The sequence below is a fragment of the Flavobacterium sp. SP2 genome (assembly GCF_057626655.1).
Map to the genome: position 1 here is coordinate 203409 of NZ_JBVHBT010000004.1, position 26563 is coordinate 229971.

Below are 26563 nucleotides of genomic sequence, written 5' to 3' on the forward strand. Positions count from 1 at the left end.
ATGCGTTAGGATGACTATTTTTTTAATATAAATGTTTAATAACCCACATATTCGGTAATTTCTAGACCGTATCCAATCATTCCAACGCGCTTAGTTTGTTCTGTATTGGAAACCAGTTTTATTTTAGAAATGTCCAGGTCGTGTAGAATTTGCGCTCCGATTCCGAAATCTTTGGCATCCATTTTTATTTGTGGTGCATTTTTTATTCCTTGTTCTTGTAAAACTTTCAATTCGGATAATCTATTAAGTAGATCTAACGATTGAATTTCTTGATTGATAAACAGTACCGCACCTTTTCCCTCTTCGTTTATCACCTGAAACATTTTGTCTAGTTTCTTATCGGCATCATTAGTTAAAGTGCCTAAAATGTCGTTGTTTATTTGAGTAGAATTGATCCTTGTTAGAATGGCTTCTCCTGCGCTCCAACTACCTTTAGTGAGTGCTATGTGTACTTGTTTATTAGTAGTTTGTAAATAGGCTCTAAGTCGGAACGATCCAAAACGCGTTTCAATATTAAAGTCTTCTTTTTTTACAATTAAGCTATCGTGTAACATTCTATAGGCTACCAAAGCTTCTATTGAAACCAATTTTAAATCGAATTTTTTCGCTACTTCTACAAGTTGAGGTAGTCGAGCCATTGTACCGTCATCGTTCATTATTTCGACAATAACTCCGGCAGATTTAAATCCGGCAAGTCGTGCAAAGTCAATTGCGGCTTCGGTATGACCTGTTCTTCGTAAAACACCACCTTGCTTGGCAACTAATGGGAAAATATGACCAGGACGCGCTAAATCATGTGGTTTAGTACTTTCATTTACTAAAGAGAGTATCGTTTTGGCTCTGTCTGCTGCCGAAATTCCAGTTGTAACGCCGTTTCCTTTTAAATCGATAGAAACTGTAAATGCTGTTTCCATTGGATCGGTATTGTTGCTCACCATAGCATGTAGTCCTAACTCTTTACATCTGCTTTCGGTTAAAGGAGCACAAATCAATCCTCGGCCGTAAGTAGCCATAAAGTTAATCATCTCTGGAGTTACTTTCTCAGCAGCGGCAAGAAAATCACCTTCATTTTCTCTGTCTTCATCATCTACAACAATTATTACTTTTCCTTGACGAATGTCTTCTATTGCTTCTTCAATGGTATTCAATTGTATTTTTTCAGTTGACATTGTCTTCGTTTTTTTTGTTGAAAATTTTTTGGAATATTTTTTGAACAGGCATTGTGATGGCGTCAAATGAAATGATACCACCAATGTCTCGAGTTGCCCGATACGTAAGTAAAATAGCTAAAGGAGATAAAATCATCGAGGACATCCAAGTGCCTAAAAATGGTGGAATTCCGTTTTGTTGCGCTACTTTTTTACCAAATGTATTAATGAAATGGAATATTATAAAAATGGTTACGGCAAAAACTATAGGTAATCCCAAACCACCTTTTCTGATAATTGCTCCCAATGGCGCTCCGATAAAAAACATGAGAATACAAGCAAATGCAATTACAAATTTTTCATACAGTGCAATCCAGTGGTTGTTTATGTTTTTTTGTTTGGCTTCCATTTCTATAATTGAACTATCAATAGAAAAGCCCGTATTTTCAATATTGCTTTTTGCAATTTTTAAAATTTCTTTTTTCCTTGACAAATCAAGATTTTTGGTAATATTGTTTTGATCAAAATCTGATTTTGTTGTACTACTTGGAATGGGATTATAAATCGTTACAATACCCGATCTTTGATAAATATTTTCAGTAAATGATTTTATATCTTTCTTAAAATTGGTATCTAAAGAGTCTAACGTATACTTTAGTTCATTTACATTAAGCATGGTGTTGGTGTTGGCAATCTCACCTTCATCTTCACTAGTTTTATTTAATTTAGACAAATCAATGTTGATAACATCTTTCTTAAACTCAGCTTTCGCAAAGGGAACTTTATTTTTTTCTTCGATCTTTTTTGGGATGACATCTTCGTAATAATTGCCATCAAAGAGCACCATTTTTAAAGTATTCGAGGATTCACTACTAATTAATTCGCCGTTTTGCGCCTTGATAATCGTAGTATTTCCGTTGCTGTTCGCACTTTTTTTATGAATGGTGATGCCTTGCAATTGATTCCCATTTTCACCCGATTTTTTGTCTACTTTAATCGTGTAATTTCCAATCGTGCTAAATTGACCTTCAGCTATGGCTAATGCTGGTTTAGCTTGGGCGATATTTCGTCTAAAATTGATGAACTTATACTCGGCATAAGGAATTACGTTGTTGGCGAATACAAATGCGACTATGCTTAATAGAAATATAAAAATAGTTAAACTGCGCATCGCTCTTTGTAATGAAATTCCGGCCGATTTCATAGCTGCAAATTCATAATCTTCGGCCAATCCACCAAAGGTCATGATTGAAGAGAGTAATACCGAAAGCGGTAAAACAAGAGGAATAATTCTTGGCATTGAGAACAGCAAGAATTTAATTACCGTAATAAAATCTAAGTCTTTTCCGGCTAATTCGGATATGAACAGCCAAACGGTTTGCAATATGAATATAAAAAACAAGATTACAAATACCGTGGTAAATGTAATCAAGAATGTTTTTAATAAGTATCTGTCGAGAATTTTCACTTCAAGTTAATCTAATTTATTGATGTAGTATTTTGGGTATTTACTTGCTACAAATGTAAATTGATTTTTTGATAAAGGCTGATTTGTTTTAAAAGAATTAACAGTCAATGTTGTTTTTGTTCCGTTTTTCCCAACTTCAATAAGATTGTAGATGTGTTTAGTTTGCACATCAATTCCTAATAACACCTCTTTTCTTTGGTCTTTAGAACTGTTAGGAATTAATTTAATGTACTGGATTTTTCTTCCGTTTACGTTTTGAAGAATATCCCAAGTATACTTGTATCCGCTATTGAAAAAAGTCAACATTTTAGATGGTGTAATGGCTTTTTCATCGGCATCGTTTACACTGGATATTGTAACTTCCTCATCTTCTGGTACTATAGTATATGATTTCTTACCATCATAAATTTTAGTCACACCCATAAAGTTCAATACATATTTATTTCCTTGTAGGGTTACATTACCTTTACTGTCTTGATTGATATTTTCTTTAGCGTTATTTAAAGAATATTTAAAATCAATAACGATGTTGTTGTACGTTTTTATTTTTGCTGTTACTTCGTCTAGTAATGCTTTAGCTTTTTTATCTTGAGCAGTTCCAGAGAATCCAAGTAGGATTAAAAAAACAATTGAAAGTACCTTTTTCATTTTATTGCAATTAATTTTGTTCATTATTTAGAAAATTATCTAATGAAGTCAAGTCGGTTACGTTTACGCTTCTGGCTTTACTTCCTTCAAAAGGTCCAACAATTCCGGCAGCTTCTAGTTGATCAATCAATCGTCCGGCACGGTTGTAACCTAGTTTTAACTTTCTTTGCAATAATGATGCCGAACCTTGTTGTGCTGTAACAATTATTTCTGCCGCTTCTCTAAATAGTGTGTCACGTTCTGAAACATCAATATCCAATTTTACACTTTCTTCTCCAATAAATTCAGGTAACATGTAGGCTGTTGCGTAGGCTTTTTGTGAACCAATAAAATCGACTATTTTTTCGACTTCTGGTGTATCTACAAAAGCACATTGTACACGAACTAAATCATTCCCATTAGAAAATAACATGTCTCCACGACCAATAAGCTGATCGGCTCCACCTGTATCCAAAATGGTTCTAGAATCTATTTTTGAGGTAACTCTAAACGCTATTCTCGCAGGAAAATTGGCTTTGATCATACCTGTAATTACGTTTACCGATGGTCTTTGCGTAGCAATAATCAAGTGAATTCCGATAGCACGTGCCAATTGAGCCAAACGAGCGATTGGCGTTTCAACTTCTTTTCCAGCAGTCATTATTAAATCGGCAAACTCATCGACTACCAATATAATATAAGGTAAAAAACGATGTCCTTGTTCTGGATTTAATTTTCTACTTTTAAATTTGTCGTTGTATTCTTTTATGTTTCTAACCATTGCATCTTTTAGTAAAGAATAACGGTTGTCCATTTCAACACAAAGTGAATTTAAAGTTGTAATTACTTTAGAATTATCGGTAATGATAGCATCTTCTACATCGGGAAGTTTCGCTAAATAATGTCTTTCAATTTTATTGAATAAAGTCAATTCTACTTTTTTAGGATCAACCAAAACAAATTTTACTTCTGCAGGGTGTTTTTTATAAAGTAACGAGGTCAAAACCGCATTCAATCCTACTGATTTTCCTTGTCCTGTTGCTCCAGCCATTAAAAGGTGAGGCATTTTAGCCAAATCAACCACAAACGTTTCGTTGGATATTGTTTTTCCTAATGCAATTGGTAGTTCCATTTCGGCTTCTTGAAATTTTGCCGATGAAATTACGGTTTTCATAGGAACCATTGTTGGATTTTTATTCGGAACTTCAATACCTATTGTTCCTTTTCCAGGAATTGGCGCGATGATACGAATTCCTAATGCAGCAAGAGATAATGCAATATCGTCTTCCAAACTTTTGATTTTGGAAATTCGAATTCCAGCTTCGGGTACAATTTCATATAAGGTAACCGATGGACCAACCGTAGCTTTAATCTGTGCAATATCGATTTTGTAATTGCGCAGGGTTTCTACAATTTTGTTTTTATTCTCTTCTAATTCTTCTTGATTGATGGTAATTCCAACTGTTGAATATTCTTTCAATAAATCAATCGTAGGGAATTTATAATTTGATAAATCTAATGTGGGATCAAACAATCCAAAATCGGCGACCAATCGCGAAGCTAAATTTTCTTCAATAATATCTTCGTCTTTCGCTTTTTCTATTACAAATTCTTCTTCTTTAGAAATTAACTCTTCAATAGGTTGCAAGTATTCGGGTTCATACTCTTCAGTTGGAGTAACTTCAAGTGATAGCGGTTTGTTTTTTAACGTTGGTTCTAAATCAATTTCAGAGTAACTTGAAATGGTAGGTTTTAAATCTTCTTTATTGATTTCAAACTGAGATGTAGGCTTTATTGCAATTTCTTCTAACAATTGGTCTTCTTCCTCTTCATCAATTGCAAATTCTTCTAGATTATAGGCGTCTCCGTTTTCTGCAACAGGTTTTGTATTAGATGTAATTTCTTCGTCTAAATCTGATTTTCTGTTTTCGAAAAATGTTTTGATTGCATCGGGAGAAACTTTGATTTTAAAGAATAAGTAAATAATGATTCCGAAAATCAAAACTAACAAAGTACCAGTTTTACCAATGTAATCTTGAAAAAATAAGTTCATTTCGTAACCTATAGTTCCACCAAGTTCGGGTAATGCTGTAAAGAAAAAGCCAAATAGTATGGCTAAAATTATGATGGCAAATAAATCCCAGAACCAAGTAGATTTTAGCTTTTTTAAAGGTAAATCTAAAATCAAAAAAGCACCAGTAATGAAAAACAATTTTACGAATAAAAATGCGGCAGCACCAAAACCTTTGTAAATAAAGATATCGGATAAGTAGGCTCCAAATTTACCTAACCAATTGTGTGCAATTTCGGTGCGGTCGGTTATATTAGATAGGGTACTTTGATCCGACCTTCCGTGAATAAAAAAAGAGATAAAGGCTACCAAAAGTCCTATTGAAAATAATAACAACAAAAACCCAAAAACAACTTTGGTTTGTTTTTTATATTTCCATGGCTGCATCTCTTTAGGAGCAGTTTCTTTCTTAGATTGTGGTTCTTTTTTTACTGTTTTTGCCATTTGAAAATGATGTACATACTATAAAAATAGCACTTATAATTAGATGAAATTATAATTTTGGAATATATATAATGCAACCGATAACAATTGCTGTTACAGCTGCGAAAAATACTGCGCCAGCTGCGATGTCTTTTATAAATCCAATTTTTTCGTGATAACTAGGATGAATAAAATCGGCCACTTTTTCTACAGCTGTATTTAAACCTTCAATACCCAAAACCAATCCGATTGCAAGAGTTTGAACAAGCCATTCTTCATGACTTATGTTGTAATAAAATCCTGCAATAGTCAATAAAACAGCAATCGAGGATTGAACCATAACGCTGTGTTCGGTGGTGATTAATTTAAAAGCTCCTTTGGCCGCAAAGCCCAAACTCTTAAATCTTCCGGTAATAAAAGTAGTGTCTTTTTGAAATTCCATAAACTGTTTAAAGAGCTGCTAAAGCTGCGTCATAATTTGGTTCGTTTCCAATTTCGGCAACTTGTTCTGTATATTTTACAATTCCGTTTTCATCTAAAACTACTACGACTCTTGAATGTAACCCAGCGAAAGGGCTTTCTGAAAGTTCTAAACCATAATCTTTTCCGAAAGCTCCAGTATTAAAATCAGATAAATTTTCAACATTTTCAAGTCCTTCTGCGCCACAAAAACGTTTTTGTGCAAACGGCAAATCACGTGAAATACATAAAACTTTGGTGTTTTCTAATTCGCTTGCCTTAGCATTAAAAGCTCGAACAGAAGCGGCACATGTGCCAGTATCAACACTTGGAAAAATGTTTAAAACCAACTTGCTTCCAGCATAATCTTGTAATGTTACAACCGACAAATCAGTTTTAAGTAATTTAAAATCAGGTGCTTTTGCTCCTATAGTTGGTAGTTCACCATTAGTATTTACTGGATTTCCTCCAAATGTTATTGTTGCCATAAAAGATAATTTTTTAGACTTCAAAAGTATGAAATTATTTCTGATTTGATAGAGGTGATTTTAGTCTAAAATTTAACATTATTTTCAATTGATATAAATTGTTTTATTGTAATATTGCAATATAATAATTAACAAAATTATGGGCGCATCCAAATCGGAATCTTTTTCTTTAGAGCACAACGAATTAGCAACGCTTTTTAAAGCATTGTCGCATCCGGCAAGAATTGCAATTGTCGATTATTTGTTATCTGTTGAAAGTTGTATTTGTGGAGATATCGTAAATGAATTACCCTTGGCACAACCTACAGTTTCGCAGCATTTGAAAGAATTAAAAAATGCAAATATCATAAAAGGCAGTATCGAAGGAACAGCAATTTGTTATTGTTTGAATCCAGAAACTATGACCAAAATAGAATACTATTTTGGAGGCATTTCGCAGCAGCTTAAAAACAAGTGCTGTTGACACGTTTTTGGACAACTTATATTGCTTAGAATTTTTTAAAATAGAATAGTTACAACGTTTAAAAGTATAAAATTTAAGTTGTCAAAGAATGGATTAATTCTATATGTCAAAGTAAACAGACAATCTAAAAATCTAAAAATCTAACAATCCAATAATCCAATAATCTAATAATCCAACAATCTAATAATCCAACAATCTAATAATCCAACAATCTAATAATCCAACAATCCAACAATCCAACAACCCAACAATCTAATAATCAAACAATCTAAGAAGTCTAAAATGAAATTATCCGAAGTAAAATCAGCATTAAACAATCTATCGCAAATTGCTTTTCAATTGCCTAATGGCGACTTAGTTCCCAATCATTTTCACGTTACCGAGGTAGGTAAAATCACTAAAAATTTTATCGATTGTGGTGGCGTGGTAAGGAACGAAGAAGTGGCTAACTTTCAACTTTGGGAAGCCAATGATTATGACCACCGATTGCATCCTGAAAAATTGGTTCAGATAATCGAATTGTCTGAAGATAAATTGCAAATACCTGATTTAGAGATTGAAGTTGAGTATCAAATGAAAGAAACAATTGGGAAATTTAGCCTTGATTTTGACGGCGTAAATTTCCAATTAAGGTCCAAATTAACCGATTGTTTAGCTAAAGATAATTGCGGAATTCCAACAGAAAAATTGAAAGTACGAATAGGCGAGTGGAAGGTAAAAGAAACTTCATGTTGTTCTCCAGATTCTGGGTGCTGCTAGCTTGTACATTTGGTTGCGCAAAGTTTCACAAACTTTCGCAAAGAAATTTATGCTAATCTGTGAAATCTGTGTCAAAATAAATAGCTAAAAAAGAATTTAAATCGCTACGAACCATGATAAATCATATGATAATTTCCATTAAAATTGTAATTTATGTTTAAAAACTTGTCAAAAACGATAGAATCTATTGTTCAAATTTCGGTATCTGATGATAGAAAAGAAGTTTTAAATTCCCTCATTGAATACATTCAAAACAAAGTGAATGGTAATGAAGAAATTCGATTGAACTTTATTTGTACACATAATTCACGTAGAAGTCATTTGTCTCAGATTTGGGCGCAAACGATGGCTTTTCACTTCGGAATCAAATACATCTTTTGCTACTCAGGCGGAACCGAAGCCACTGCGATGTTTCCAAAAGTGGCAGAAACGTTAGAAAATCAAGGTTTTGAAACTCAGAAATTAAGTGAAGGTGAAAATCCAGTATATGCAATAAAATTTGACGAAAATCAACATCCGATTGTTTGTTTTTCGAAAACGTATTTCGATGAATTTAATCCGAAAAGCAATTTTGGCGCTATTATGACTTGTAATAATGCCGATGAAGGTTGCCCGATGGTTTTTGGTGCCGAAGCAAGATTTCCAATAAAATATGACGATCCAAAAGCTTATGATGGAACCGAATTAATGAACGAAAAATACGGAGAACGCAGTTTGCAAATAGCGTCAGAAATGTATTTTGTTTTTAGTCAAATAAAGCATTAATATCATGAAAAAAAGATTAGGATTTTTAGACCGATTTTTAACGCTTTGGATTTTCTTAGCGATGCTAATCGGTGTCGCTATGGGTTATTTTATTCCGAATTCTGCTAATTTTATTAATTCGTTTTCATCAGGAACTACGAATGTTCCGTTGGCGATTGGATTGATTTTGATGATGTATCCGCCATTAACTAAAATCGATTTTTCTAAAGTGCCTCAAATGTTTGAAAAGCCCAAATTACTTTCCGCTTCATTTTTTATCACTTGGATTTTCGGTCCGTTTTTGATGTTTTTATTGGCTACTTTTTTCTTGAAAGATTATCCCGAATACATGACCGGATTGATCATTATCGGAATTGCACCGTGCATTGCTATGGTGATTGTTTGGAACGAATTAGCCGAAGGAAACCGCGAATTGACAGCTGGTTTGATTGGAGTTAATAGTTTATTGCAAGTATTTTTCTTCAGTTTGTATGCCTATTTTTATTTAGAAATACTACTTCCTTTATTCGGAATTAAAGGATTAGAATTAAATATCACGATTGCCGAAATCGCTCAAACGGTTGGCATCTATTTAGGAATTCCGTTTGCGTTAGCAGTGATGAGTCGTTTTGCAATAAAAAAATATTTAGGAGATAAGTTCTTCAATCAAAAATTCATTCCTTTTGTTTCTCCACTAACCTTAATTGCTTTACTTTTTACAATTGTGGTAATGTTCAGCTTGAAAGGCGAAATGATTGTCGATTTACCCATGGACGTTATTAGAATTGCCATTCCATTAGTAATTTTCTTTGCAATTATGTTCTTTTTGATGTTTTTTGTTGCCAAGAAAATCGGAGCGAATTATCGTGATGCTGTTGCATTATCGTTCACAGCTTCGGGAAATAATTTTGAATTAGCAATTGCCGTTTCCATTGGTGTTTTCGGTATCAATAGCGGACAAGCATTTGCAGGTGTAATTGGTCCATTAGTAGAAGTGCCAGCATTGATTATCTTAGTGAACGTTGCGTTTTCGTTGAAGAAAAAGTATTATAAAATACCAGAAATAAATTAAATCCAGCCCAATCCCAATCCTATAGAAATTATAATTAATAAAGTTGCTACTGCAATTTGAAGGAATTTTAGAGTGACTTTTTTTAATAATTTGTTTCCAATAAAAGCGCCTACCATTGCCGAAAGTGTGACACTACTAAGTAATGGCAAATTTTCTTTTAAATCTAAATTCAAAATGCGTGTGCTGTAAACGCCAAGTCTTGTGAAATCTACAAACGATGAAATTACAACTGTAGTTGCAATAAATGTTTCTTTGGAAAGTCCGGCACGAATTAGAAACGCACTTCGCAAAGCTCCTTGAGCGCCAGTTAATCCGCCGAAAAAACCACTTAATGCACCGCCGATTGGAAGTTTATTTTGATCAAATTGTAACTTGTTGAAAAACGGAATCAAATCGATAATCGCAAAAAACAACATGAAAAGAGCAACAATCAATTTTATAGGAAAAATTTCGAAGGTTTTATCAAATAGTTGGTACGAATAAATAGGTTGCATATTTGGAATTTGAATCAAAAGTAGCGCACCAATAAAGGCAAATACAACGGCAGGAATTCCAAATCGGAGTACAACTTCTTTATCGAATTTTTTTCCAACTAAAACCAATTTGAATAAATTATTGGAAAAATGAACAATTCCTGTCAATGCGATTGCAACTTCTACTGGAAAGAAAATCATCATTATTGGTGTTAAAAGCGTTCCTAATCCAAATCCTGAAAAGAAGGTGAGGATAGCAACGAGAAAGGCCACAGCTGAAATTAGTAGTATTTCCATAATTCAAAAACAGTCAAAAAAAAAGCTCCCAAATCAATGAGAGCTTACTTTTTTATTTATCTATCGAACCTAAAACGCGTTTCATAAAATCATTTAACGCTTCTTTTTTGTCTTTGCCTTCTTTGATCATTTTGTTGACTTCAAGTGCGCCGTACATATTAGAAATTAATTCACCAATGACATCCAGTTCTTCGTCTTTCAATGATGGAACTTCGGTTAGTGCTTCCAAAACTTCAATGGTTTCAATTAAATAATCTTGATCATTTTCTTCAATAAATTGCGTCAAATGTTTGATAACTGGTAATTTCATTTTTTTAGTTTACAAGGTTTTGAAAAAGAGTTAAAAGTTTGTGTGGTTAAGAGTTTAAAAGGTTTTGAAAATGTTTAAATTATAAGATTAGGGATAATTCCTTTTAACCTTTTAAACCATAAACTTTTAAACTAATTCCTTTACCAATTCAGCTAAAACTTCTGCTTTATTGGTTTGCGTTTCGTTCAATAACTTTCCGCCTACAAAAGTTGCAAATGTTGGTAAATTAGAAACATTAGCCAATTTTCTTGATTCTGGTGAATTCTCTGCATCTACTAAAACAAAAGTAATTTCTTCATTTTCAGAAGCCATTTTTTTGAATTTAGGTTTCATAATTCTACAATTTCCGCACCACGATGCCGAATACTGAACTACAACTTTATTATTTGAAGCAACTAAATCTTGTAACGTATCTTCGTTTAATTCGATTAACATAGTTTTTAAAATTTAAAGATCAATATGAATATCAAAAGTCAATTTTAATTTTAGTAATTGACTTTTGATATTGTAATTGAAATTTGTTATTGTATTAGTTTTGAGCTAAATACGCAGCAGTACTTAATCTGTCAGCGTTCATCGCATCTTTTCCTTCTTCCCAGTTTGCAGGACAAACCTCACCTTTAGTTTGAACGTGTGTATAAGCATCAACCAAACGTAAATATTCGTTTACATTTCTTCCTAACGGCATGTCGTTTACACTTTCGTGGAAAATTTTACCGGTTTCGTCAATTAAATAAGTAGCTCTAAAAGTTACATTAGAACCTTCAAGAATTTCGTCGTTTAATTCTTCATTGTAAACCCATTCCGCATCAAGAATGTCTAATGCAGCAGCAAGGTTTCTAGTGGTATCGGCTAAAATTGGGTAAGTAACACCTTCAATTCCACCGTTGTTTTTAGGAGTATTTAACCATGCAAAGTGTACTTCGTTGGTATCGCAAGAAGCACCAATTACAATTGTATTTCTTTTTTCAAATTCTGGTAAAGCAGCTTGAAAAGCATGTAATTCTGTTGGGCAAACAAATGTAAAATCTTTTGGATACCAAAATAAAAGTACTTTTTTGTTGTTGTTTACAGCTTCTTCAAAAATGTTGATTTTTAAATTATCACCCATTTCCGACATTGCATCTACTGAAATACTTGGGAATTTTTTACCTACTAATGACATAATTATATGGTTTAAATGTTATCTTAAATTTGGTGCAAAAGTACTATGTAATATCAGGTTTTAAAAATTGGTTTTTATTATATTTTACTATGTGTTGATAGGCTTAACTTATGAGTTTGGTAGTATTGCCAAATAGTTGTGTTGTTTGAAATTTTAACTCTTTTTAATGATGAAATTCGTAAAAATTAAGGTTTAAATTTTCGTTATTCTTAGTGGTGTTTTTTTTATTTTTTTGAAATTTTATCAATTTCGATTTATTTATTTAGCAAAGCTTACTATTTACTTTTCATAATTTATGTTGATTTTGATTACATTTAATTCATAGATTTACAATCAGAAGTATAGTTATTTATTTTTTCATATAATAAAATTTAAAAGTAAAACTATAGTTTTTATCTATTGAAAAGCAATTTAGGTAAGGATGGATTTTGGTAAATTCGCTTTCAAGAAAAATATAAAATCAAAAATAATATGGAAAATAATTCAAACGAAAGCCAAACTTCCTACAACGTAAACGGTGAAAGTAAATGTCCTTTCAATCATGGTGTAGGCGTTGGGACACATGCTAAGCAAAGTGCTGGTGGCGGACCGATAAATCGCGACTGGTGGCCAAACCAACTTAAACTTGACATCCTCCGTCAACATTCTTCATTGTCAAATCCAATGGGCGAAAACTTTAATTATGTAGAGGAGTTTAAAACCATCGATTATCAAAGTTTGAAAAATGATATTAATGAGTTGATGACTTCGTCACAAGATTGGTGGCCAGCAGATTACGGAACATACGCAGGATTATTTATTAGATTAGCTTGGCATAGCGCTGGAACCTACAGAATTGGTGATGGTCGTGGTGGAGCTGGCGCAGGAACACAACGTTTTGCTCCGCTAAGCAGTTGGCCAGACAATGCCAATTTAGATAAAGCCAGACTATTATTATGGCCTATCAAACAAAAATATGGTAGAAAAATTTCATGGGCAGATTTAATGATTCTTGCAGGAAACTGTGCGTTAGAAACTTCAGGTTTCAAAACTTTCGGTTTTGCAGGTGGTCGTGAAGATGTTTGGGAGCCAAATGAAGATATTTATTGGGGTTCAGAAACTACATGGTTAGATGATAAACGTTATAATGAAGATAGAGAATTAGAAAATCCATTGGCCGCAGTACAAATGGGACTAATATATGTAAATCCAGAAGGACCAAATGGAAATCCAGATCCGCTTTTGGCTGCAAGGGATATTAGAGAAACCTTTGGAAGAATGGCCATGAACGATGAGGAAACCGTTGCATTAATTGCTGGTGGACATACTTTAGGGAAAACACACGGCGCAGCCGATCCAGCAAAATATGTAGGTGTAGAACCTCATGGCGCAGGAATTGAGTTTCAAAGTCAAGGTTGGATAAATAGTTTTGGAAAAGGTCATTCGGAAGATACAATTACCAGCGGATTAGAAGGTGCTTGGACCACAACACCAGACAAATGGAGTAATAATTATTTTGAAAATTTATTTGGATACGAATGGGAATTAACTAAAAGTCCTGCTGGTGCATACCAATATAAGCCAGTTGGAAATGCTGGTGCAGGATTAGTCCCAGATGCACACGATGCTAGTAGAACACACCAACCATTTATGTTGGTTACTGATATGTCTTTGCGAGTTGATCCAGCTTACGAAAAAATATCTAGACGTTTTCTAGAAAATCCAGCTGAATTTGATGATGCTTTTGCAAGAGCTTGGTTTAAATTAACACATAGAGATATGGGACCAAAAGTTCGTTATGCTGGACCAGAAGTTCCAGCGGAAGAATTGATCTGGCAAGATCCAATTCCTACCGCAAGTTACGAGCAAATTAACGATACTGATGTTGAAAATTTAAAAGAAGCAGTAGCAAACTCTGGTTTATCTGTGTCACAATTAGTTTCGACAGCGTGGGCTTCTGCTTCGACTTTTAGAAATTCTGATAAACGAGGTGGTGCCAATGGAAGTCGTATCAGATTGGAACCACAAAAAGATTGGAAAGTAAATAATCCAAATCAATTGACTAAAGTTTTAGAAATATTATCTGCAATTCAATCCGATTTCAATAATGCAAATGGGAATAAAAAAGTTTCATTAGCAGATTTAATCGTTTTGGCTGGTAGTGTAGGTATAGAGAAAGCAGCAAACCAAGCAGGAAATTCTGTTAATGTTCCTTTTACGTCAGGTAGAACCGATGCTTCACAAGAACAAACTGATGTAGAGTCGTTTTCAGTTTTAGAGCCACAAGCTGATGGTTTTCGAAATTATGTAAAAACGAAATATACCGTTTCAGCTGAGGAATTATTAATAGATAAAGCTCATTTACTAAACTTAACTGCACCAGAAATGACTGCTTTGGTTGGTGGAATGCGTGTTTTAAATACCAATTTTGATCAATCTCAAACTGGTGTTTTTACAACACGTCCAGAAACTTTAACAAATGATTTCTTTGTTAATCTGTTAGACATGAATACAACATGGAAAGCAGTATCTGAATCGGATGATGCATTTATAGGAACCGATCGTAGAACTGGCACTATTAAATGGGTTGGAACTCGAGTAGATTTAATATTTGGATCAAATACCGAACTTAGAGCAATTGCAGAAGTTTACGCATGTCAAGACGGTCAAACTAAATTTATAAACGATTTTGTTGCTGCTTGGAATAAAGTTATGAATGCAGACCGATTTGATTTGGTATAAATTTAATTCATAAATTATTTAAAATAAAAGGTAATCTATAACGGATTACCTTTTTTTATTGGCCTAAAGTTGTTATTAAATTATTAATTATTTTATTCACTAAGTTTTATATATTTGTTTTCACCAAAAATTAGCAAAGCGTTAATTATAAATTTTACTATTATCAATACAAACTATATGAATTTTTCTAATTTATTTCGAAAAAAATCAACCAAAGCAATAGTTCAAGAAGGAGGCGATGGAGAACATTCTGGATTGAATAAAGTCTTAACTGTAAGAGATTTAACTTTTTTTGGGATTGCTGCAATTATTGGTGGAGGAACATTTAGCGCTATTGGAAATGCTTGTTTTTCAGGTGGACCAGCTGTTATACTTTTGTATATAATGTGTGCCATTGCTTGTGGATTTACAGCAATGTGTTATGCCGAATTCGCTTCAAGAGTTCCAGTTTCAGGTAGTGCTTATACCTATGCTTACGTATCTTTTGGAGAATTATTTGCTTGGATAATCGGTTGGGCTTTAATAATGGAATATTCCATCGGAAATATCTATATTGCTTTTTCGTGGAGTGGCTATTTTACCAATTTACTTGAAACATTTCACATTCATTTGCCTGAATGGCTTACTATAAATTATAAATCGGCTGTCGACGCTGTTGAAGCGAATAAAGGTACCGAAGGATTAGCTGCATGGAAAAATGCACCAGTAATTGGAGGTTTAAAAATAATCTTTGATTTACCAGCAGTTGTGATTAATTTACTAATTACTTACCTGGTTTATAGAGGTACAAAGGAATCTAAAAACTTTAGTAATATAATGGTTTACATAAAGTTAGCTATTATTGTATTAGTGATTGTTGTTGGTGCTTTTTATGTAGATATTGACAATTGGACACCTTTTATGCCAAATGGTTTTAGTGGAGTTATGGGCGGCGTTTCGGCGGTTTTCTTTGCCTATATTGGTTTTGATGCCGTATCAACTTTGGCAGAAGAAAGTAAAAATCCGCAGCGCGATTTGCCTAAAGGAATGATTTATTCTTTGGTAATTTGCACGGTAGTTTTCATAGTTTTAGCCTTAGTTATAACAGGAATGGTTTCTTATGAATTACTTGGAGTGAGTGATCCATTGGCCGAAATTTTTGCCTTGAAAGGTGTAAAATGGATGTTATTTATAGTTTCGATTGCCGCTGTGGTTGCAATGACTAGTGTTTTATTAGTATTTCAAATGGGACAACCTAGAATTTGGATGACGATGTCACGAGATGGATTGATGCCAAAGAAATTTGCTGAAATTCATCCTAAGTATAAAACACCAGGTTTTGCAACAATAGTTACTGGTTTGGTTGTTGGAATTCCGATTTTCTTTACCGACGAAAACTTTGTATTAGACTTTACTAGTATCGGAACTTTATTTGCCTTCGTTCTGGTGTGTGGCGGTGTTTTAATGCTTTCTCCACAAAGCGAAGCCGATTTAGCAGAACGCGCTACCAAAGGAAAATTCAGAATTCCATATGTGAATTCGAAGTTTATTTTTCCTGCAATGATGGTTGTTGCGGTTGCATTAATTTTTAAATACGTACCAACATTCTTTACTGATATTCTTGATTTTTCTGATGGCAAAATGGCTACTAATCTGCCTATGCTTGTGTTTATATTGGTTTGTATTGTAATGACCTTTTTATCTTTCACCAAAAATTTATCTTTAATTCCGTTGTTAGGATTGGTTTCATGCTGTTATTTACTAACCGGAATGGCCGTTTCTAATTGGATGTGGTTTGGCGTTTGGTTGGTTATCGGATTGATTTTTTACTTTATTTACGGATATAAAAACAGCAAACTAAATAGTATTGAATAATGGATTCTAAAATATAATCAAGTACTTACAACTAATTATAATACAACTAAATGTTTGTTATCTGATTGCCAGATTATTTTTATAACTAGACCTTGATTATTCTTTACTACAGTATACAAAAAAAAGGTTCAACATCAAGTTGAACCTTTTTTTTAATTAGGGTTTTCTATTTTTAAACTTTACCTAAAGTGTAAAGTTGTTCCATCGTAGGAGAAGCACTACCACCGGCAGGTTCTAATGTAATTCCGAAAGCTTCAGCACCAGATGTTCCACTAACAGCGAAAATCTTTTGTGAATTTCCTTTGAAATTTTCAAGTAAACCGATGCTTGTTGGAGTCAAAACAGGCGCCAATTTCAAAGACCATATTTGATATACTTTTCCTTCTGGAGGTTCTGGTAATCCCGAGGCATCAACATAAACAGTTTGTGTTTCTTGATTCCAATAAATCTTAGCAAAACTTTCTGGAGCTATTGCTTGACCACCAAGTGTAACAACCGTATTTTTAGTATCTCTAACAACATTTAAAGCTGTAGCAGTTTCTTTGTTTTTAAATTCTAAATCTACTACAGATTTCTGAAGATTTGACTTTTCAGCTTCTACAGTTTGTAAAGAATTAGTTGTATTATTAAGTTGCACATACAAATAACTTGCTCCTAATAATAATGCAAAAGATGCCGCCCATCCTAAATATTGAGCTGTGTTCGATTTAGGTTTCATTTCGATAACCTTACCATATTTTAGCTCTAGCTTAGCTTTGATTTTTTCGAAGTTTTCAGCTGAAATAGGAGGAGCAAAGCTACTTGATAAATTCAATATTGCTTTTTCTATTGCTACAATTTCATTCTGAATATCGATATTATTTTTAGCTAATTCGCTAATTTCTTTAGTTTCACTTTCGTTTAATATACCATAAACATAAAGTTCTAAAGTACCGGATTCTATATATTCTTGTGTATCCATTTAAACTTTTAAATAATTTCTAAGATCATTAATGCAATTTCTATTTTGTGTTTTGACAGTTCCAAGCGGAATTTCTAGTTCGTCTGAAGCCTCTTGTTGCGTGTATCCTTGAAAGAACAAAAGTTCTATAAGTTGAATACATTTAGGCTTTAACTTCTTAACAAATTCTTGAATTCCAATAGTATCGATCCTATTTGTTAGTTTGTTACTGTCGTCTAATAGATGTACGAAATTATCTGAGGATAGGTTTTTTTGACTGTTGTTAAATCCTTTAGATCTTAGCTTGTCAATAGCAGTATTTCTAGCAATATTAAGAATCCAGGTATAAAAGCGACCTTTAGATTCATTATACGATTCGATGTTTTTCCATATTTTTACAAACACTTCTTGAAGAACATCTTCTGCTTCTTCTTGCTCTTTTATAAGATTAGTAATTACTCCAAATAAACTTTTGGAATACATGTCATATAAGGTAGTAAATGCTTTGTCATCCTTTTTAAGAATTAACGGCAATATATCTTCTTGTGTCATATTGGATTGTTTAGTATTTTACAAATCTATAAAATCTTATTTTAATTTCTGTTTTTGGATTGTTATTTATATTGTTTTTAATTAAATTTTAAGAATCTTGCAAAAATTTTAACAATCGTTTATTTTTAATTAAATGTTAAGTTAGTAATTGTTGTTACTAAATAATTTAAATTTGTAAAAAAATTAATTATGAAAATACTAATGGCATCTGTAAGTGCTTTAATGATTTTAGCTAGTTGTCAAAATCAAGCACAAACTAAAAAAGTAACAGCAGTAAGCACTTCAACACCTATGGAAAAGCAAAATATTTATCAGTTTAAAGTAAAAGATTTAGAAGGAAACGAATTTGATTTTGCAACGTTAAAAGGCAAGAAAATTTTAGTTGTAAATACCGCTTCCAAGTGCGGATTAACACCACAATACAAAGATTTGGAAGCAATTTATCAAAAATATAAAAGCGATAATTTTGTTGTAGTTGGTTTTCCAGCCAATAATTTCGCCTCGCAAGAGCCAGGAACAAATGCTGAAATTGGAGAATTTTGCCAACGCAATTACGGAGTATCTTTTCCTATGATGAGTAAAGTTTCTGTAAAAGGAAGTGATATGGATGCTGTTTATCAGTTTTTAACTCAAAAATCTAAAAATGGTTTGCAAGATTCTGAAGTAGAGTGGAATTTTCAAAAATATTTGATAAATGAAAATGGGCAACTCGAGAAAGTAATTGCACCTCAAGTAACTCCAACTGATGTCTCTATTGTAGATTGGATTAAAGCTTAAAAACTCAAATATTATTAAAAAGCAGAAGACAACTTCTGCTTTTTTTATACTATTTTTTGAACAAATACCGAATGCAACCAACGATCAAATTTATATCCCGACTCCTTAATAGTGCCTACAACTTCGAAACCAAATTTTTCATGAAAAGCAATACTACTGGTATTTTCTGAATCGATAACGCCAATCATAGTATGCAGTTTTTGTTCTCGGGCTAAAGAAATTAAATTTTCTAAAATAATTCTTCCAATACCTTTACCCAAATGGGCAGGATGTGCATACACCGAATGTTCTACAGTAAATTTATAAGCTTCTCTAAATCTAAATTCGCTATAATAGCCAAATCCAACAAGGTTTTCACCTTCAAGTGCAACCAAAATAGGAAAGCCTTTTTTTATTTTATCATCAAACATAGCAATTTGAATCTCGAGTGTTCTTGGCTCATAATCATACAAAGCCGTTGCATTTAAAATATTATAATTAATAATTTCTAAGATTGCCTCGGTATCTGTAACTTGGTAAGGTCTAATAGTGATTTTCATTTTTCAAAAATAGTATTTTTTACCATAATGAAATTACTTAATTAACTTAACTTTCTCAATGGTTTAATTTTTCTTAAAGTAATTACTTTGTAACTTTGTAACACAATTTAAATTTGCGCCATTAAGCAAAATATAGAAAAATGACATACCCAAAAATACCTTTAGCACAATCTATTATTGAAATTTTTCGCGCTAAAGGAATTCAACATATAGTAATTTCTCCTGGTTCTAGAAATGCACCTTTGACTATTGGATTTGCAAGTCATCCAGATTTTACCTGCTACAGTATCGCCGACGAACGCTGCGCTGCCTTTTTCGCTTTAGGTATCGCCCAACAAATAAATCTACCCGTTGTTGTAGTTTGTACTTCAGGTTCGGCGTTGCTTAATTATTATCCTGCATTTGCAGAAGCATTTTACAGTCAAATTCCGCTTATTGTACTTTCTGCCGATCGTCCACAAAGTAAAATAGACATTGGTGACGGACAAACCATCAGGCAAGAAAATGTATATGAAAATCATTCTCTTTTTAATGCCAATCTTACTGAAAATGTTTCTCACGAAAATGATTTTTTGATAAACGAAGCAATACATACGGCTTTCGCCAAATGTGGTCCAGTGCATATTAATGCTCCATTTGAAGAACCTTTATATGAAACGGTTGATGAATTATCGGTCGTTCCAAAAATTCAATCGTTCGAATTAATCGATGATATAGTAGAAGATTATACATCAGAATATACTACTCTTTGGAATGCTGCGAAGAAAAAATTGGTTTTGGTTGGCGTAAATAAACCCAATGCAGTAGATCAAAAATATCTTGATATTCTTGCCAATGATCCATCGGTTGTGGTCATGATTGAAACAACTTCGAACCTGCATCATCCGAAATTTATAAACACCATTGATACCATAATCACACCATTTACACATGATGATTTTGTGGATTTTCAACCTGAAGTTTTGTTAACTTTTGGCGGTATGATTGTTTCCAAACGTATAAAAGCATTTTTAAGAAAATACCAACCCCAACACCATTGGCATATTGATGAATTTCGTGCTTATGATACTTTTGGAAGTTTGACCAAGCATTTTGAGGTTAAACCCAATGTTTTCTTTGAATCGTTTTTTCAGAATACCCGTTTTGTAGAAAGTGGTTATAACGAAAATATGCAAAAAATAAAAGCTCTACGGCAAGAGAAAAGTGCCGCATATTTAAAGACTATTCCGTTTTCAGATTTCAAAGTTTTCGAAAAAATCATCCCAAAATTGCCCCAAAACGCGCAACTTCAAATAAGTAATAGTTCGCCTATTCGTTATGCGCAATTATTTGATATTGATCCAACTATTGAGGTTTTTAGTAATAGAGGTACAAGTGGAATTGATGGAAGTACATCAACTGCAATTGGCGCGGCAGTTGGCGCAAAAAAACCAACTATTTTACTAACCGGTGATATTGGATTTTTATACGACAGTAATGCGCTGTGGAACAATTATATTCCAAAAAATTTTAAAATAGTGTTGATTAACAATGGCGGTGGTGGTATCTTTAGAATATTACCTGGTCATGATGAAACCCCAGTTTTCAATACATTTTTCGAAACTTCGCATTACTTAACAGCAGAACATTTAGCTAAAATGTTTGGTTTTAAGTATCATATAGCCAGTAATGAAGTTTCATTAGAACGAGAGTGGGATGAAATTATGAGCAACAACGAGCAACCGTGTTTGTTAGAGGTTTTTACACCAACACTTGAAAATGATCGCATATTGTTGGACTATTTTAAAAATTTGGTTTAAATTATTTGCTTAAAAAAGTGATTTGAACGGCAGTTATTTTCAGATTTCTTATTTTAATCTTTAGCATGTTTTTTCCAGTATTTTTTGCCATAATTACAAAAAATTTCTTCGCCACATTTAATTTTCCTAACTGCTATCAAACAAACATTTTCATTTTCGTCTAAAGTTATTTTTGAGTTATTTTTAAACTTTGATTGAGAAAAACCTGATGCATCGTTCGCATATTTGGCAAAACCAGATGTTGTGCCACAATCCAATATTTTTCCATTGGGAAGGTTCATGAAATAACTATCTAAACCTAAATTCACTCGCATTTCAGCTTCATAATCCGATAAAATTTCACCTTTAAATTGTGCAATTATTTCCTCTTTATAAATTTCAATTGCAGTAAATAATCCTTTTCCAGCATTGGTAATTTGTGAAGTTTTAATGTACAAATAATCTTCTTCTTTCGCTTGAATAGTATTTTGATCTAATGTCGACATGTAATTTTTAGGTGTAATCAAATGTAATCAATTTCATTGCAATGATGAATTCCTATTTCATAATTTACAATTCATGATTGCGATTTCGTACCTTTGCCAAAATTTAAGAAAATGCTTAACATAGGTCAACACAATACGCTTACGATTTTACGAGATACTAAAGTGGGTTTGTTTTTAGGAAATGGAAACGAAGCCGACGATGTTTTATTACCAAACAAATACGTTCCAAAAGTGTTTGAAATAGGTGAAGAAATTACCGTATTTGTATATTTAGATCACGAAGAACGTCCTGTAGCAACAACACTTGTTCCTTATATTTTCTTAAATGAGTTTGCACTTTTACGCGTAAATTATACCAATCAAGTAGGAGCTTTTATGGATTGGGGAATGGAAAAAGATATCCTAGTTCCGTTTAAAGAGCAAGCACGACCGATGGAAAAAGGAAAGCGCTATTTGGTGTACCTTTATATGGATGAGAAAACGAATAGGTTAGTTGCGTCAAGTAAAACCAATCAGTTTTTAGACAATGAAAACATTACGGTTGAAAATGGCGAGGAAGTAGATTTAATTATTTCTCATATTACCGAAATCGGAATTAATGTAATTATCAATCAAAAGCATAAAGGTCTTATTTATAAAGATGAAGTGTACGACGACAGTATTCGAACAGGCGATAAAATGCGTGGTTATATCAAATTCATCCGACCTGATGGAAAAATAGATGTGGCTTTACAGAAACAAGGTTTTGAAAGTATCGAACCCAATTCTGAAATAATTTTAAACGAGCTTAGAGCCAGTAGAGGATTTTTAAGACTTAACGATAATTCGAATCCAGAAGATATTAAGACTGTTTTAAAAATGAGTAAGAAAACTTTTAAAAAAGCAATCGGACTTTTATATCGTGAAAAACTAATAGAGATTAAAGAAGACGGAATTTATTTAGTTACTCAGTAACAAGTACTTCGCCGGTAATCCATTTTTGTACTAATTTGTCGTTTTGAGTTATTGGTGCGATAATGTATTTTTTACTTTTAAAAGCTTCTGATTCAATTATTTTTTCTTTCACAACACCTTGAGAATTTATGTAATTAGAATGAATGAAATAGAGTTCGTTACTGTGTTTTAGTAAATATCCTACGTGAAAATCTAATCCAATAAAATATAGTCCATCTTTTTTATTTTTTAGAAAGTTGCTTTTAAATGTTGAAACGCTAGTGTTTTCTATTTCTTCAATATTTCCACTTATTTGTAAAGTTTTGGCCTCGTCTAAGGGACTTTTTTGTGCCAATTTAAAGCGATTAATTTTTAATCCTGCATGATTTAACGTTGTTGAAACAAAATAGCCACAAGCAATTTTACCTGATTTTGGAACTTCAGTATGACCTTCAAAAGACCATTTTGTGTCATACCAAAACGGAATTATTTCATCAAGAATTATTTTGGTCATTAAGTTTCTTGATTCTTCTAAAATTTTGTTTTTATCAGAAAGAGTAGTAGCTGCAAGGTATTTTGTTTTTAAAACTAATTTCCTATTTATTATTTTTGATTTTACAATTGAGTATTCTTCTTTTTTTAAAATTGTATTTTTTGAAGTTGATACAACCAAATTATTTTGAGAAATAGGCATTAGAAGAATTGCAATTGTGGAAAGTATAATTTTTAACATTGGATTTTTTATTCATTAACGAATATGTTAAATGTTTAGTATTAAAATAGAAAAGATTTTAAATTTGTATATACAAATGTTTTTTGATTTTGGAAAGAAACTATTTTATAAAAACTTTATTAGGAGGAATTGCGATGGCTTCATTACAACCGTTTTACAATTGGTCAAAAGATTTGTTAGAAGAAGATGAAAAACTTCCTGTTTTATTTATCGGACATGGTTCGCCTATGAATGGAATTGAGGATAATACGTTTTCTAAAATTTGGAAAAAATTTGGCAAAGAGATTCCGAAACCCAAAGCAGTTTTGGTTATTTCGGCACATTGGTTGACTAACGGTACGCATATTACCGCAATGAACAATCCGAAAACAATTCATGATTTCGGTGGATTTCCGCAAGCGTTATTCGACGTGCAATATCCAGCAAAAGGAAATCCAGAATTGGCTCAGTTTACATCAGATTTGATTACTTCGACAAATGTTGGTTTGGATCACGATTGGGGTTTAGATCATGGTACTTGGACTGTTGTTCGGCATATGTATCCTTATGCCGATATTCCGGTTTTGCAACTGAGTATTGATTATAACAAACCAGCGCAATATCATTTTGACTTAGCAAAACAATTGGCATCACTCCGAAAAAAAGGAGTTCTTATTATAGGAAGTGGCAATATGGTTCACAACCTTGGTAAAGTTGCCTGGGATAAACTTAGTGTTCCTAATTACGGATACGATTGGGCAATTGAAATGAATACAATTTTTAAAGAAAAAATTGCTAATGGCGATTTCAAGTCACTAATTGAATATGAGAAACTCAATAAAGCTGCAACTTTAGCAATACCAACTCCGGATCATTATTTTCCACTATTATATTCTATTGCATTACAAGAAAGCAATGATAATTTAAGTTTCTTTAATGATAATCTGGTTGGAGGATCGCTAACTATGACGTCGGTTAAAATAGGATAAAATAATGATTTGAAAATCTTTATTGAATTTCAATTTTTGGATTGATTTTCATCAATTCTTCAAGAAATAATTCACTTTTTATGGGTGAAATGAACACTTCTTCAAACTTGTTATAAGTGATAATAAATCCTTTGGTGTCCAACGCGGGTTTCATTAAAACAGGCACATATAAACCAGAATGATTTCTAATTTTATTGATTTTAGTAATATCGATTCGTCCTCTAAATGGTCCAGAACGATAAAGTAAAAAATTATTTTTCAGCACATAACGTGTATCCAAAAGTACCCAAAGTATAAAAGCGGTGACTGCAGAAATTATGATAAATGGAACAATTGAAGCATTTTTGTTTTGAATGTTTAATGCTATAACTGTAATTAATAATGCTACTAAAAGCCATAGTATCGTAACGGTTAGTGTGTTTTTGGAAGATAAAAATCGGTTCATAATTATTCTATTAATTTAAACGAATCAAGAAATGTTAGCGCTTCTTTAGATGTAACATTACCAAGTACTAAAATTTGATACATTTGAGTTTTTTTGATAAACGTTTTTCCCAATATATCGGTATCGTTCACACTTCCAGTAAATGTATTTCCTACATATTTGTTATCAAACAAAAAATCTTCTCCTTTTTTCTCGATATATTCTGCATTCATTTGTTTCGACAGATTGTTTAATGCGCCATTTTTAGCTCCGTCCATCATGTTTTTAGCTCGTTCAGGAGTCATCGATTTTAAAATTTCATCGGGATATTTGCTTTCTGATACCATAATCATAAAATCATCACCTTCGGCCAAATATATTTTCATGTTGACTACACCAATCTTAGAGTCGAGAACTTTTGAATCCATTTTTAATGATTCGGGAAATGTTGCCGAAAAACCTGATTCTTTATAAACAGCATTCTTAGTTTGTGAAAATACGGATAAGTGAATTAACAATAATAAAAGAATAAATTGCTTTGTTTTCATAACTTTCGATTTTATTTTTGAGGTAACAGATACTGTCGTTTCTTAGTAATTTATATTTGTTTGCAACCTACCTTATTTTTAGTTGCGATATTATAATACAGGAATTAAATTCCCAATGCATTTTTAGTTTTCTTAACCAATCCATCTTTGTGTAAAAGTACTGAAATACTTTTTAGTTTCAGATATGCCACACTCATATAAATATAACCATCTTTACCCGATTTTGTTCCCCAAGAATTTTTAACCTTATAGTAAATTTTTCCTGTTTGATCTTTTACTTTTCCAACAATATGCATTAAATGGTCATCTTGCGTATTGAAATTTTCAAATTCTGCTTGACGAAATTCAGGTGTAATGTTTTTTTCGGGTTTAATTTCGGTACAGATAACTTTAGCATCGGTATCGTTCTCGGCAATAACTGCAATGCCGTGTTTTCCAGAAAAAGTAGGTTCTGAAACATCACAATCTAAAGCTAATGAATAACCACTATCTATAGCATTGTCAATATTTTGAATGTACTCATCAAGTGGAAGATTGTAAAACGTTCCGTTTGAAAAATTATCAGGAATAGCCAACAAAAAAGGCTTGTACAAAGGCTCGTTTGTAAATGATGAAATGGTTACGTAGTCTTTTGGCTTGATTTTAATGTATTCTAAAAAGCTTTTTGGTGTGTACTTTTTTCCTTCAAATGAAAATTCAGTCACATTTTTACCCATATAAACATCCAAAACCGAACTTATTGCTTCTTGCCATTGCGGCGATAATTTTCGTGCAGGATTGTCAACATATGTTTTAAGCATTGCCTCAAGTACTGCAGTCATTTCAGCATGATTGTAGGTGTTAGTTTCTACCAATTTTCCACTGTAAACATTTTGTGGTACAATACCAAATTCTTGTAAATTATTCATTACGTCATGTGCCAATCCACCTTCACCAAACTGTGCTTTTCCCTGTCGCATAACATAATTCCAAGCTTTTTTAGGATAGGTATTTCGCACGTTATACATTTCAGACAAATCGATGGCTTTGCCAGTCAATCGAATGACTTCTGCTTCAAGAAATGAAGTTGTCGAAAAACTCCAACAAGTACCTGTGGCATCTTGAGAAATTACTGAATTTGCTTCAATGTCTTTAACCGTTTGAAATTCATAAGATTGTGAAAATCCAGTAAATCCTAATAGGCTAAGTCCAAAACAAAAAATGATTTTTTTCATTATTAAATACGAGTTGCTATGATGTTTTAATTTAAAAAATGGTTTATTTTTACGCTAAAATAGAATAAATTACTAGTCTCGATTATATTTTAACTAAAAAAAAGATTTC

General features: G+C 32.6%; 28 protein-coding genes. 10 read left to right on the forward strand and 18 right to left on the reverse strand.

The features are described 5' to 3' along the window. Nucleotides 1-35 precede the first annotated feature (35 nt). Genes ribB through tpx form a run of 6 tightly spaced genes read right to left on the reverse strand, consistent with a single transcriptional unit; the run spans nucleotide 36 to nucleotide 6684 of the window. The gene (ribB, locus tag ACZ098_RS10335) at nucleotides 36-1169 is read right to left on the reverse strand and encodes a 3,4-dihydroxy-2-butanone-4-phosphate synthase (protein WP_487311666.1); all 1134 of its coding nucleotides are present in this window, start codon (nucleotides 1167-1169) and stop codon (nucleotides 36-38) included. Beyond that, nucleotides 1159-2616, reverse strand: a complete 1458-nt coding sequence (locus ACZ098_RS10340; protein WP_487311667.1) for an LptF/LptG family permease — start codon at nucleotides 2614-2616, stop codon at nucleotides 1159-1161. The genes ribB and ACZ098_RS10340 overlap by 11 nt, the downstream gene beginning before the upstream one ends. 6 nt (nucleotides 2617-2622) lie before the next feature. Next, complete coding sequence (lolA1, locus tag ACZ098_RS10345) at nucleotides 2623-3264, reverse strand: outer membrane lipoprotein periplasmic chaperone LolA1 (RefSeq protein ID WP_487311668.1); 642 nt, start codon at nucleotides 3262-3264, stop codon at nucleotides 2623-2625. A 10-nt stretch (nucleotides 3265-3274) separates the two neighbouring features. Next, nucleotides 3275-5758, reverse strand: a complete 2484-nt coding sequence (locus ACZ098_RS10350) for a DNA translocase FtsK (protein WP_487311669.1) — start codon at nucleotides 5756-5758, stop codon at nucleotides 3275-3277. Nucleotides 5759-5807: 49 nt separating this feature from the next. After that, nucleotides 5808-6179 (reverse strand): diacylglycerol kinase family protein, encoded by a 372-nt coding sequence (locus ACZ098_RS10355; RefSeq protein WP_487311670.1) that lies wholly within the window; start codon nucleotides 6177-6179, stop codon nucleotides 5808-5810. 7 nt (nucleotides 6180-6186) lie between these two features. Further along, nucleotides 6187-6684: a thiol peroxidase gene (gene tpx, locus ACZ098_RS10360; RefSeq protein WP_487311671.1), complete on the reverse strand. Its 498-nt coding sequence runs from the start codon at nucleotides 6682-6684 to the stop codon at nucleotides 6187-6189. Nucleotides 6685-6823: 139 nt separating this feature from the next. Between tpx and ACZ098_RS10365 the strand changes: the two genes are divergently transcribed. From ACZ098_RS10365 to arsB, 4 genes are all read left to right on the forward strand, one after another. Next, nucleotides 6824-7147 carry an ArsR/SmtB family transcription factor gene (locus ACZ098_RS10365; protein ID WP_487311672.1) on the forward strand — a complete coding sequence of 108 codons (324 nt, stop codon included), beginning with the start codon at nucleotides 6824-6826 and terminating at the stop codon, nucleotides 7145-7147. 282 nt (nucleotides 7148-7429) lie between these two features. Then, nucleotides 7430-7906 (forward strand): DUF6428 family protein, encoded by a 477-nt coding sequence (locus ACZ098_RS10370; RefSeq protein ID WP_487311673.1) that lies wholly within the window; start codon nucleotides 7430-7432, stop codon nucleotides 7904-7906. A 153-nt stretch (nucleotides 7907-8059) separates the two neighbouring features. Then, a complete protein-coding gene (locus tag ACZ098_RS10375; RefSeq protein WP_487311674.1) occupies nucleotides 8060-8671 on the forward strand; it encodes an arsenate-mycothiol transferase ArsC in 612 nt (203 codons plus the stop codon). A 4-nt stretch (nucleotides 8672-8675) separates the two neighbouring features. Continuing rightward, on the forward strand, nucleotides 8676-9722 hold the full coding sequence (gene arsB / locus ACZ098_RS10380) for an ACR3 family arsenite efflux transporter (RefSeq protein WP_487311675.1): 1047 nt from the start codon (nucleotides 8676-8678) through the stop codon (nucleotides 9720-9722). Here the strand turns inward: arsB and ACZ098_RS10385 are convergent. The 4 genes from ACZ098_RS10385 to ACZ098_RS10400 all read right to left on the reverse strand — a co-directional run bounded on the left by ACZ098_RS10385 (nucleotide 9719) and on the right by ACZ098_RS10400 (nucleotide 11967). After that, on the reverse strand, nucleotides 9719-10492 hold the full coding sequence (locus ACZ098_RS10385) for a sulfite exporter TauE/SafE family protein (RefSeq protein ID WP_487311676.1): 774 nt from the start codon (nucleotides 10490-10492) through the stop codon (nucleotides 9719-9721). The genes arsB and ACZ098_RS10385 overlap by 4 nt on opposite strands. 52 nt (nucleotides 10493-10544) lie before the next feature. Continuing rightward, nucleotides 10545-10802: a DUF6952 family protein gene (locus ACZ098_RS10390; protein ID WP_290831531.1), complete on the reverse strand. Its 258-nt coding sequence runs from the start codon at nucleotides 10800-10802 to the stop codon at nucleotides 10545-10547. Nucleotides 10803-10928: 126 nt separating this feature from the next. Next, nucleotides 10929-11237: a thioredoxin family protein gene (locus ACZ098_RS10395; RefSeq protein ID WP_290831530.1), complete on the reverse strand. Its 309-nt coding sequence runs from the start codon at nucleotides 11235-11237 to the stop codon at nucleotides 10929-10931. Between the two features lie 94 nt (nucleotides 11238-11331). Then, complete coding sequence (locus ACZ098_RS10400; RefSeq protein WP_487311677.1) at nucleotides 11332-11967, reverse strand: peroxiredoxin; 636 nt, start codon at nucleotides 11965-11967, stop codon at nucleotides 11332-11334. 471 nt (nucleotides 11968-12438) lie between these two features. On the opposite strand from ACZ098_RS10400, the gene katG reads away from it, so the two are divergent. Then, nucleotides 12439-14688 carry a catalase/peroxidase HPI gene (gene katG / locus ACZ098_RS10405; protein WP_487311678.1) on the forward strand — a complete coding sequence of 750 codons (2250 nt, stop codon included), beginning with the start codon at nucleotides 12439-12441 and terminating at the stop codon, nucleotides 14686-14688. Between the two features lie 177 nt (nucleotides 14689-14865). Beyond that, nucleotides 14866-16542, forward strand: coding sequence for an amino acid permease (locus tag ACZ098_RS10410; protein WP_487311679.1), 1677 nt, complete (start codon nucleotides 14866-14868; stop codon nucleotides 16540-16542). 172 nt (nucleotides 16543-16714) lie between these two features. On the opposite strand, the gene ACZ098_RS10415 is transcribed toward ACZ098_RS10410, so the two are convergent. Both ACZ098_RS10415 and ACZ098_RS10420 read right to left on the reverse strand, forming a co-directional pair. Then, on the reverse strand, nucleotides 16715-17503 hold the full coding sequence (locus tag ACZ098_RS10415) for an anti-sigma factor (protein ID WP_487311680.1): 789 nt from the start codon (nucleotides 17501-17503) through the stop codon (nucleotides 16715-16717). Further along, on the reverse strand, nucleotides 17504-18034 hold the full coding sequence (locus ACZ098_RS10420) for an RNA polymerase sigma factor (protein ID WP_487311681.1): 531 nt from the start codon (nucleotides 18032-18034) through the stop codon (nucleotides 17504-17506). A 189-nt stretch (nucleotides 18035-18223) separates the two neighbouring features. Here ACZ098_RS10420 and ACZ098_RS10425 point away from each other — a divergent pair, with 189 nt between their 5' ends. Beyond that, nucleotides 18224-18811, forward strand: a complete 588-nt coding sequence (locus tag ACZ098_RS10425; RefSeq protein WP_487311682.1) for a glutathione peroxidase — start codon at nucleotides 18224-18226, stop codon at nucleotides 18809-18811. A gap of 44 nt (nucleotides 18812-18855) precedes the next feature. Here ACZ098_RS10425 and ACZ098_RS10430 read toward each other — a convergent pair whose 3' ends face one another. After that, nucleotides 18856-19350 carry an N-acetyltransferase family protein gene (locus tag ACZ098_RS10430; RefSeq protein ID WP_487311683.1) on the reverse strand — a complete coding sequence of 165 codons (495 nt, stop codon included), beginning with the start codon at nucleotides 19348-19350 and terminating at the stop codon, nucleotides 18856-18858. Between the two features lie 140 nt (nucleotides 19351-19490). Between ACZ098_RS10430 and menD the strand changes: the two genes are divergently transcribed. Next, nucleotides 19491-21149: a 2-succinyl-5-enolpyruvyl-6-hydroxy-3-cyclohexene-1-carboxylic-acid synthase gene (menD, locus tag ACZ098_RS10435; RefSeq protein WP_487311684.1), complete on the forward strand. Its 1659-nt coding sequence runs from the start codon at nucleotides 19491-19493 to the stop codon at nucleotides 21147-21149. Between the two features lie 53 nt (nucleotides 21150-21202). Here menD and ACZ098_RS10440 read toward each other — a convergent pair whose 3' ends face one another. Next, a complete protein-coding gene (locus ACZ098_RS10440) occupies nucleotides 21203-21634 on the reverse strand; it encodes an SET domain-containing protein-lysine N-methyltransferase (RefSeq protein WP_487311685.1) in 432 nt (143 codons plus the stop codon). Nucleotides 21635-21745: 111 nt separating this feature from the next. Between ACZ098_RS10440 and ACZ098_RS10445 the strand changes: the two genes are divergently transcribed. Then, nucleotides 21746-22588, forward strand: a complete 843-nt coding sequence (locus tag ACZ098_RS10445; protein ID WP_487311686.1) for a CvfB family protein — start codon at nucleotides 21746-21748, stop codon at nucleotides 22586-22588. On the opposite strand, the gene ACZ098_RS10450 is transcribed toward ACZ098_RS10445, so the two are convergent. Continuing rightward, nucleotides 22578-23300, reverse strand: coding sequence for a hypothetical protein (locus ACZ098_RS10450; RefSeq protein ID WP_487311687.1), 723 nt, complete (start codon nucleotides 23298-23300; stop codon nucleotides 22578-22580). The genes ACZ098_RS10445 and ACZ098_RS10450 overlap by 11 nt on opposite strands. A gap of 134 nt (nucleotides 23301-23434) precedes the next feature. On the opposite strand from ACZ098_RS10450, the gene ygiD reads away from it, so the two are divergent. Then, the gene (ygiD, locus tag ACZ098_RS10455; RefSeq protein ID WP_487311801.1) at nucleotides 23435-24268 is read left to right on the forward strand and encodes a 4,5-DOPA-extradiol-dioxygenase; all 834 of its coding nucleotides are present in this window, start codon (nucleotides 23435-23437) and stop codon (nucleotides 24266-24268) included. A 19-nt stretch (nucleotides 24269-24287) separates the two neighbouring features. Here ygiD and ACZ098_RS10460 read toward each other — a convergent pair whose 3' ends face one another. From ACZ098_RS10460 to ACZ098_RS10470, 3 genes are all read right to left on the reverse strand, one after another. Further along, entirely contained in the window at nucleotides 24288-24713 is a 426-nt protein-coding gene (locus ACZ098_RS10460; RefSeq protein WP_487311688.1) for a PH domain-containing protein, read from the reverse strand. A 2-nt stretch (nucleotides 24714-24715) separates the two neighbouring features. Further along, a complete protein-coding gene (locus ACZ098_RS10465) occupies nucleotides 24716-25240 on the reverse strand; it encodes a hypothetical protein (protein ID WP_487311689.1) in 525 nt (174 codons plus the stop codon). A 104-nt stretch (nucleotides 25241-25344) separates the two neighbouring features. Then, complete coding sequence (locus tag ACZ098_RS10470; RefSeq protein ID WP_487311690.1) at nucleotides 25345-26454, reverse strand: C1 family peptidase; 1110 nt, start codon at nucleotides 26452-26454, stop codon at nucleotides 25345-25347. Nucleotides 26455-26563: the final 109 nt, after the last annotated feature.

Coding starts and splice junctions, on each gene's coding strand:
- ribB (WP_487311666.1), bottom strand. CDS start 1,169: ATGTCAACTGAAAAAATACAATTGAATACCATTGAAGAAGCAATAGAA.
- lolA1 (WP_487311668.1), bottom strand. CDS start 3,264: ATGAAAAAGGTACTTTCAATTGTTTTTTTAATCCTACTTGGATTCTCT.
- ACZ098_RS10350 (WP_487311669.1), bottom strand. CDS start 5,758: ATGGCAAAAACAGTAAAAAAAGAACCACAATCTAAGAAAGAAACTGCT.
- ACZ098_RS10355 (WP_487311670.1), bottom strand. CDS start 6,179: ATGGAATTTCAAAAAGACACTACTTTTATTACCGGAAGATTTAAGAGT.
- tpx (WP_487311671.1), bottom strand. CDS start 6,684: ATGGCAACAATAACATTTGGAGGAAATCCAGTAAATACTAATGGTGAA.
- ACZ098_RS10365 (WP_487311672.1), top strand. CDS start 6,824: ATGGGCGCATCCAAATCGGAATCTTTTTCTTTAGAGCACAACGAATTA.
- ACZ098_RS10370 (WP_487311673.1), top strand. CDS start 7,430: ATGAAATTATCCGAAGTAAAATCAGCATTAAACAATCTATCGCAAATT.
- ACZ098_RS10375 (WP_487311674.1), top strand. CDS start 8,060: ATGTTTAAAAACTTGTCAAAAACGATAGAATCTATTGTTCAAATTTCG.
- arsB (WP_487311675.1), top strand. CDS start 8,676: ATGAAAAAAAGATTAGGATTTTTAGACCGATTTTTAACGCTTTGGATT.
- ACZ098_RS10385 (WP_487311676.1), bottom strand. CDS start 10,492: ATGGAAATACTACTAATTTCAGCTGTGGCCTTTCTCGTTGCTATCCTC.
- ACZ098_RS10390 (WP_290831531.1), bottom strand. CDS start 10,802: ATGAAATTACCAGTTATCAAACATTTGACGCAATTTATTGAAGAAAAT.
- ACZ098_RS10395 (WP_290831530.1), bottom strand. CDS start 11,237: ATGTTAATCGAATTAAACGAAGATACGTTACAAGATTTAGTTGCTTCA.
- ACZ098_RS10400 (WP_487311677.1), bottom strand. CDS start 11,967: ATGTCATTAGTAGGTAAAAAATTCCCAAGTATTTCAGTAGATGCAATG.
- katG (WP_487311678.1), top strand. CDS start 12,439: ATGGAAAATAATTCAAACGAAAGCCAAACTTCCTACAACGTAAACGGT.
- ACZ098_RS10410 (WP_487311679.1), top strand. CDS start 14,866: ATGAATTTTTCTAATTTATTTCGAAAAAAATCAACCAAAGCAATAGTT.
- ACZ098_RS10415 (WP_487311680.1), bottom strand. CDS start 17,503: ATGGATACACAAGAATATATAGAATCCGGTACTTTAGAACTTTATGTT.
- ACZ098_RS10420 (WP_487311681.1), bottom strand. CDS start 18,034: ATGACACAAGAAGATATATTGCCGTTAATTCTTAAAAAGGATGACAAA.
- ACZ098_RS10425 (WP_487311682.1), top strand. CDS start 18,224: ATGAAAATACTAATGGCATCTGTAAGTGCTTTAATGATTTTAGCTAGT.
- ACZ098_RS10430 (WP_487311683.1), bottom strand. CDS start 19,350: ATGAAAATCACTATTAGACCTTACCAAGTTACAGATACCGAGGCAATC.
- menD (WP_487311684.1), top strand. CDS start 19,491: ATGACATACCCAAAAATACCTTTAGCACAATCTATTATTGAAATTTTT.
- ACZ098_RS10440 (WP_487311685.1), bottom strand. CDS start 21,634: ATGTCGACATTAGATCAAAATACTATTCAAGCGAAAGAAGAAGATTAT.
- ACZ098_RS10445 (WP_487311686.1), top strand. CDS start 21,746: ATGCTTAACATAGGTCAACACAATACGCTTACGATTTTACGAGATACT.
- ACZ098_RS10450 (WP_487311687.1), bottom strand. CDS start 23,300: ATGTTAAAAATTATACTTTCCACAATTGCAATTCTTCTAATGCCTATT.
- ygiD (WP_487311801.1), top strand. CDS start 23,435: ATGGCTTCATTACAACCGTTTTACAATTGGTCAAAAGATTTGTTAGAA.
- ACZ098_RS10460 (WP_487311688.1), bottom strand. CDS start 24,713: ATGAACCGATTTTTATCTTCCAAAAACACACTAACCGTTACGATACTA.
- ACZ098_RS10465 (WP_487311689.1), bottom strand. CDS start 25,240: ATGAAAACAAAGCAATTTATTCTTTTATTATTGTTAATTCACTTATCC.
- ACZ098_RS10470 (WP_487311690.1), bottom strand. CDS start 26,454: ATGAAAAAAATCATTTTTTGTTTTGGACTTAGCCTATTAGGATTTACT.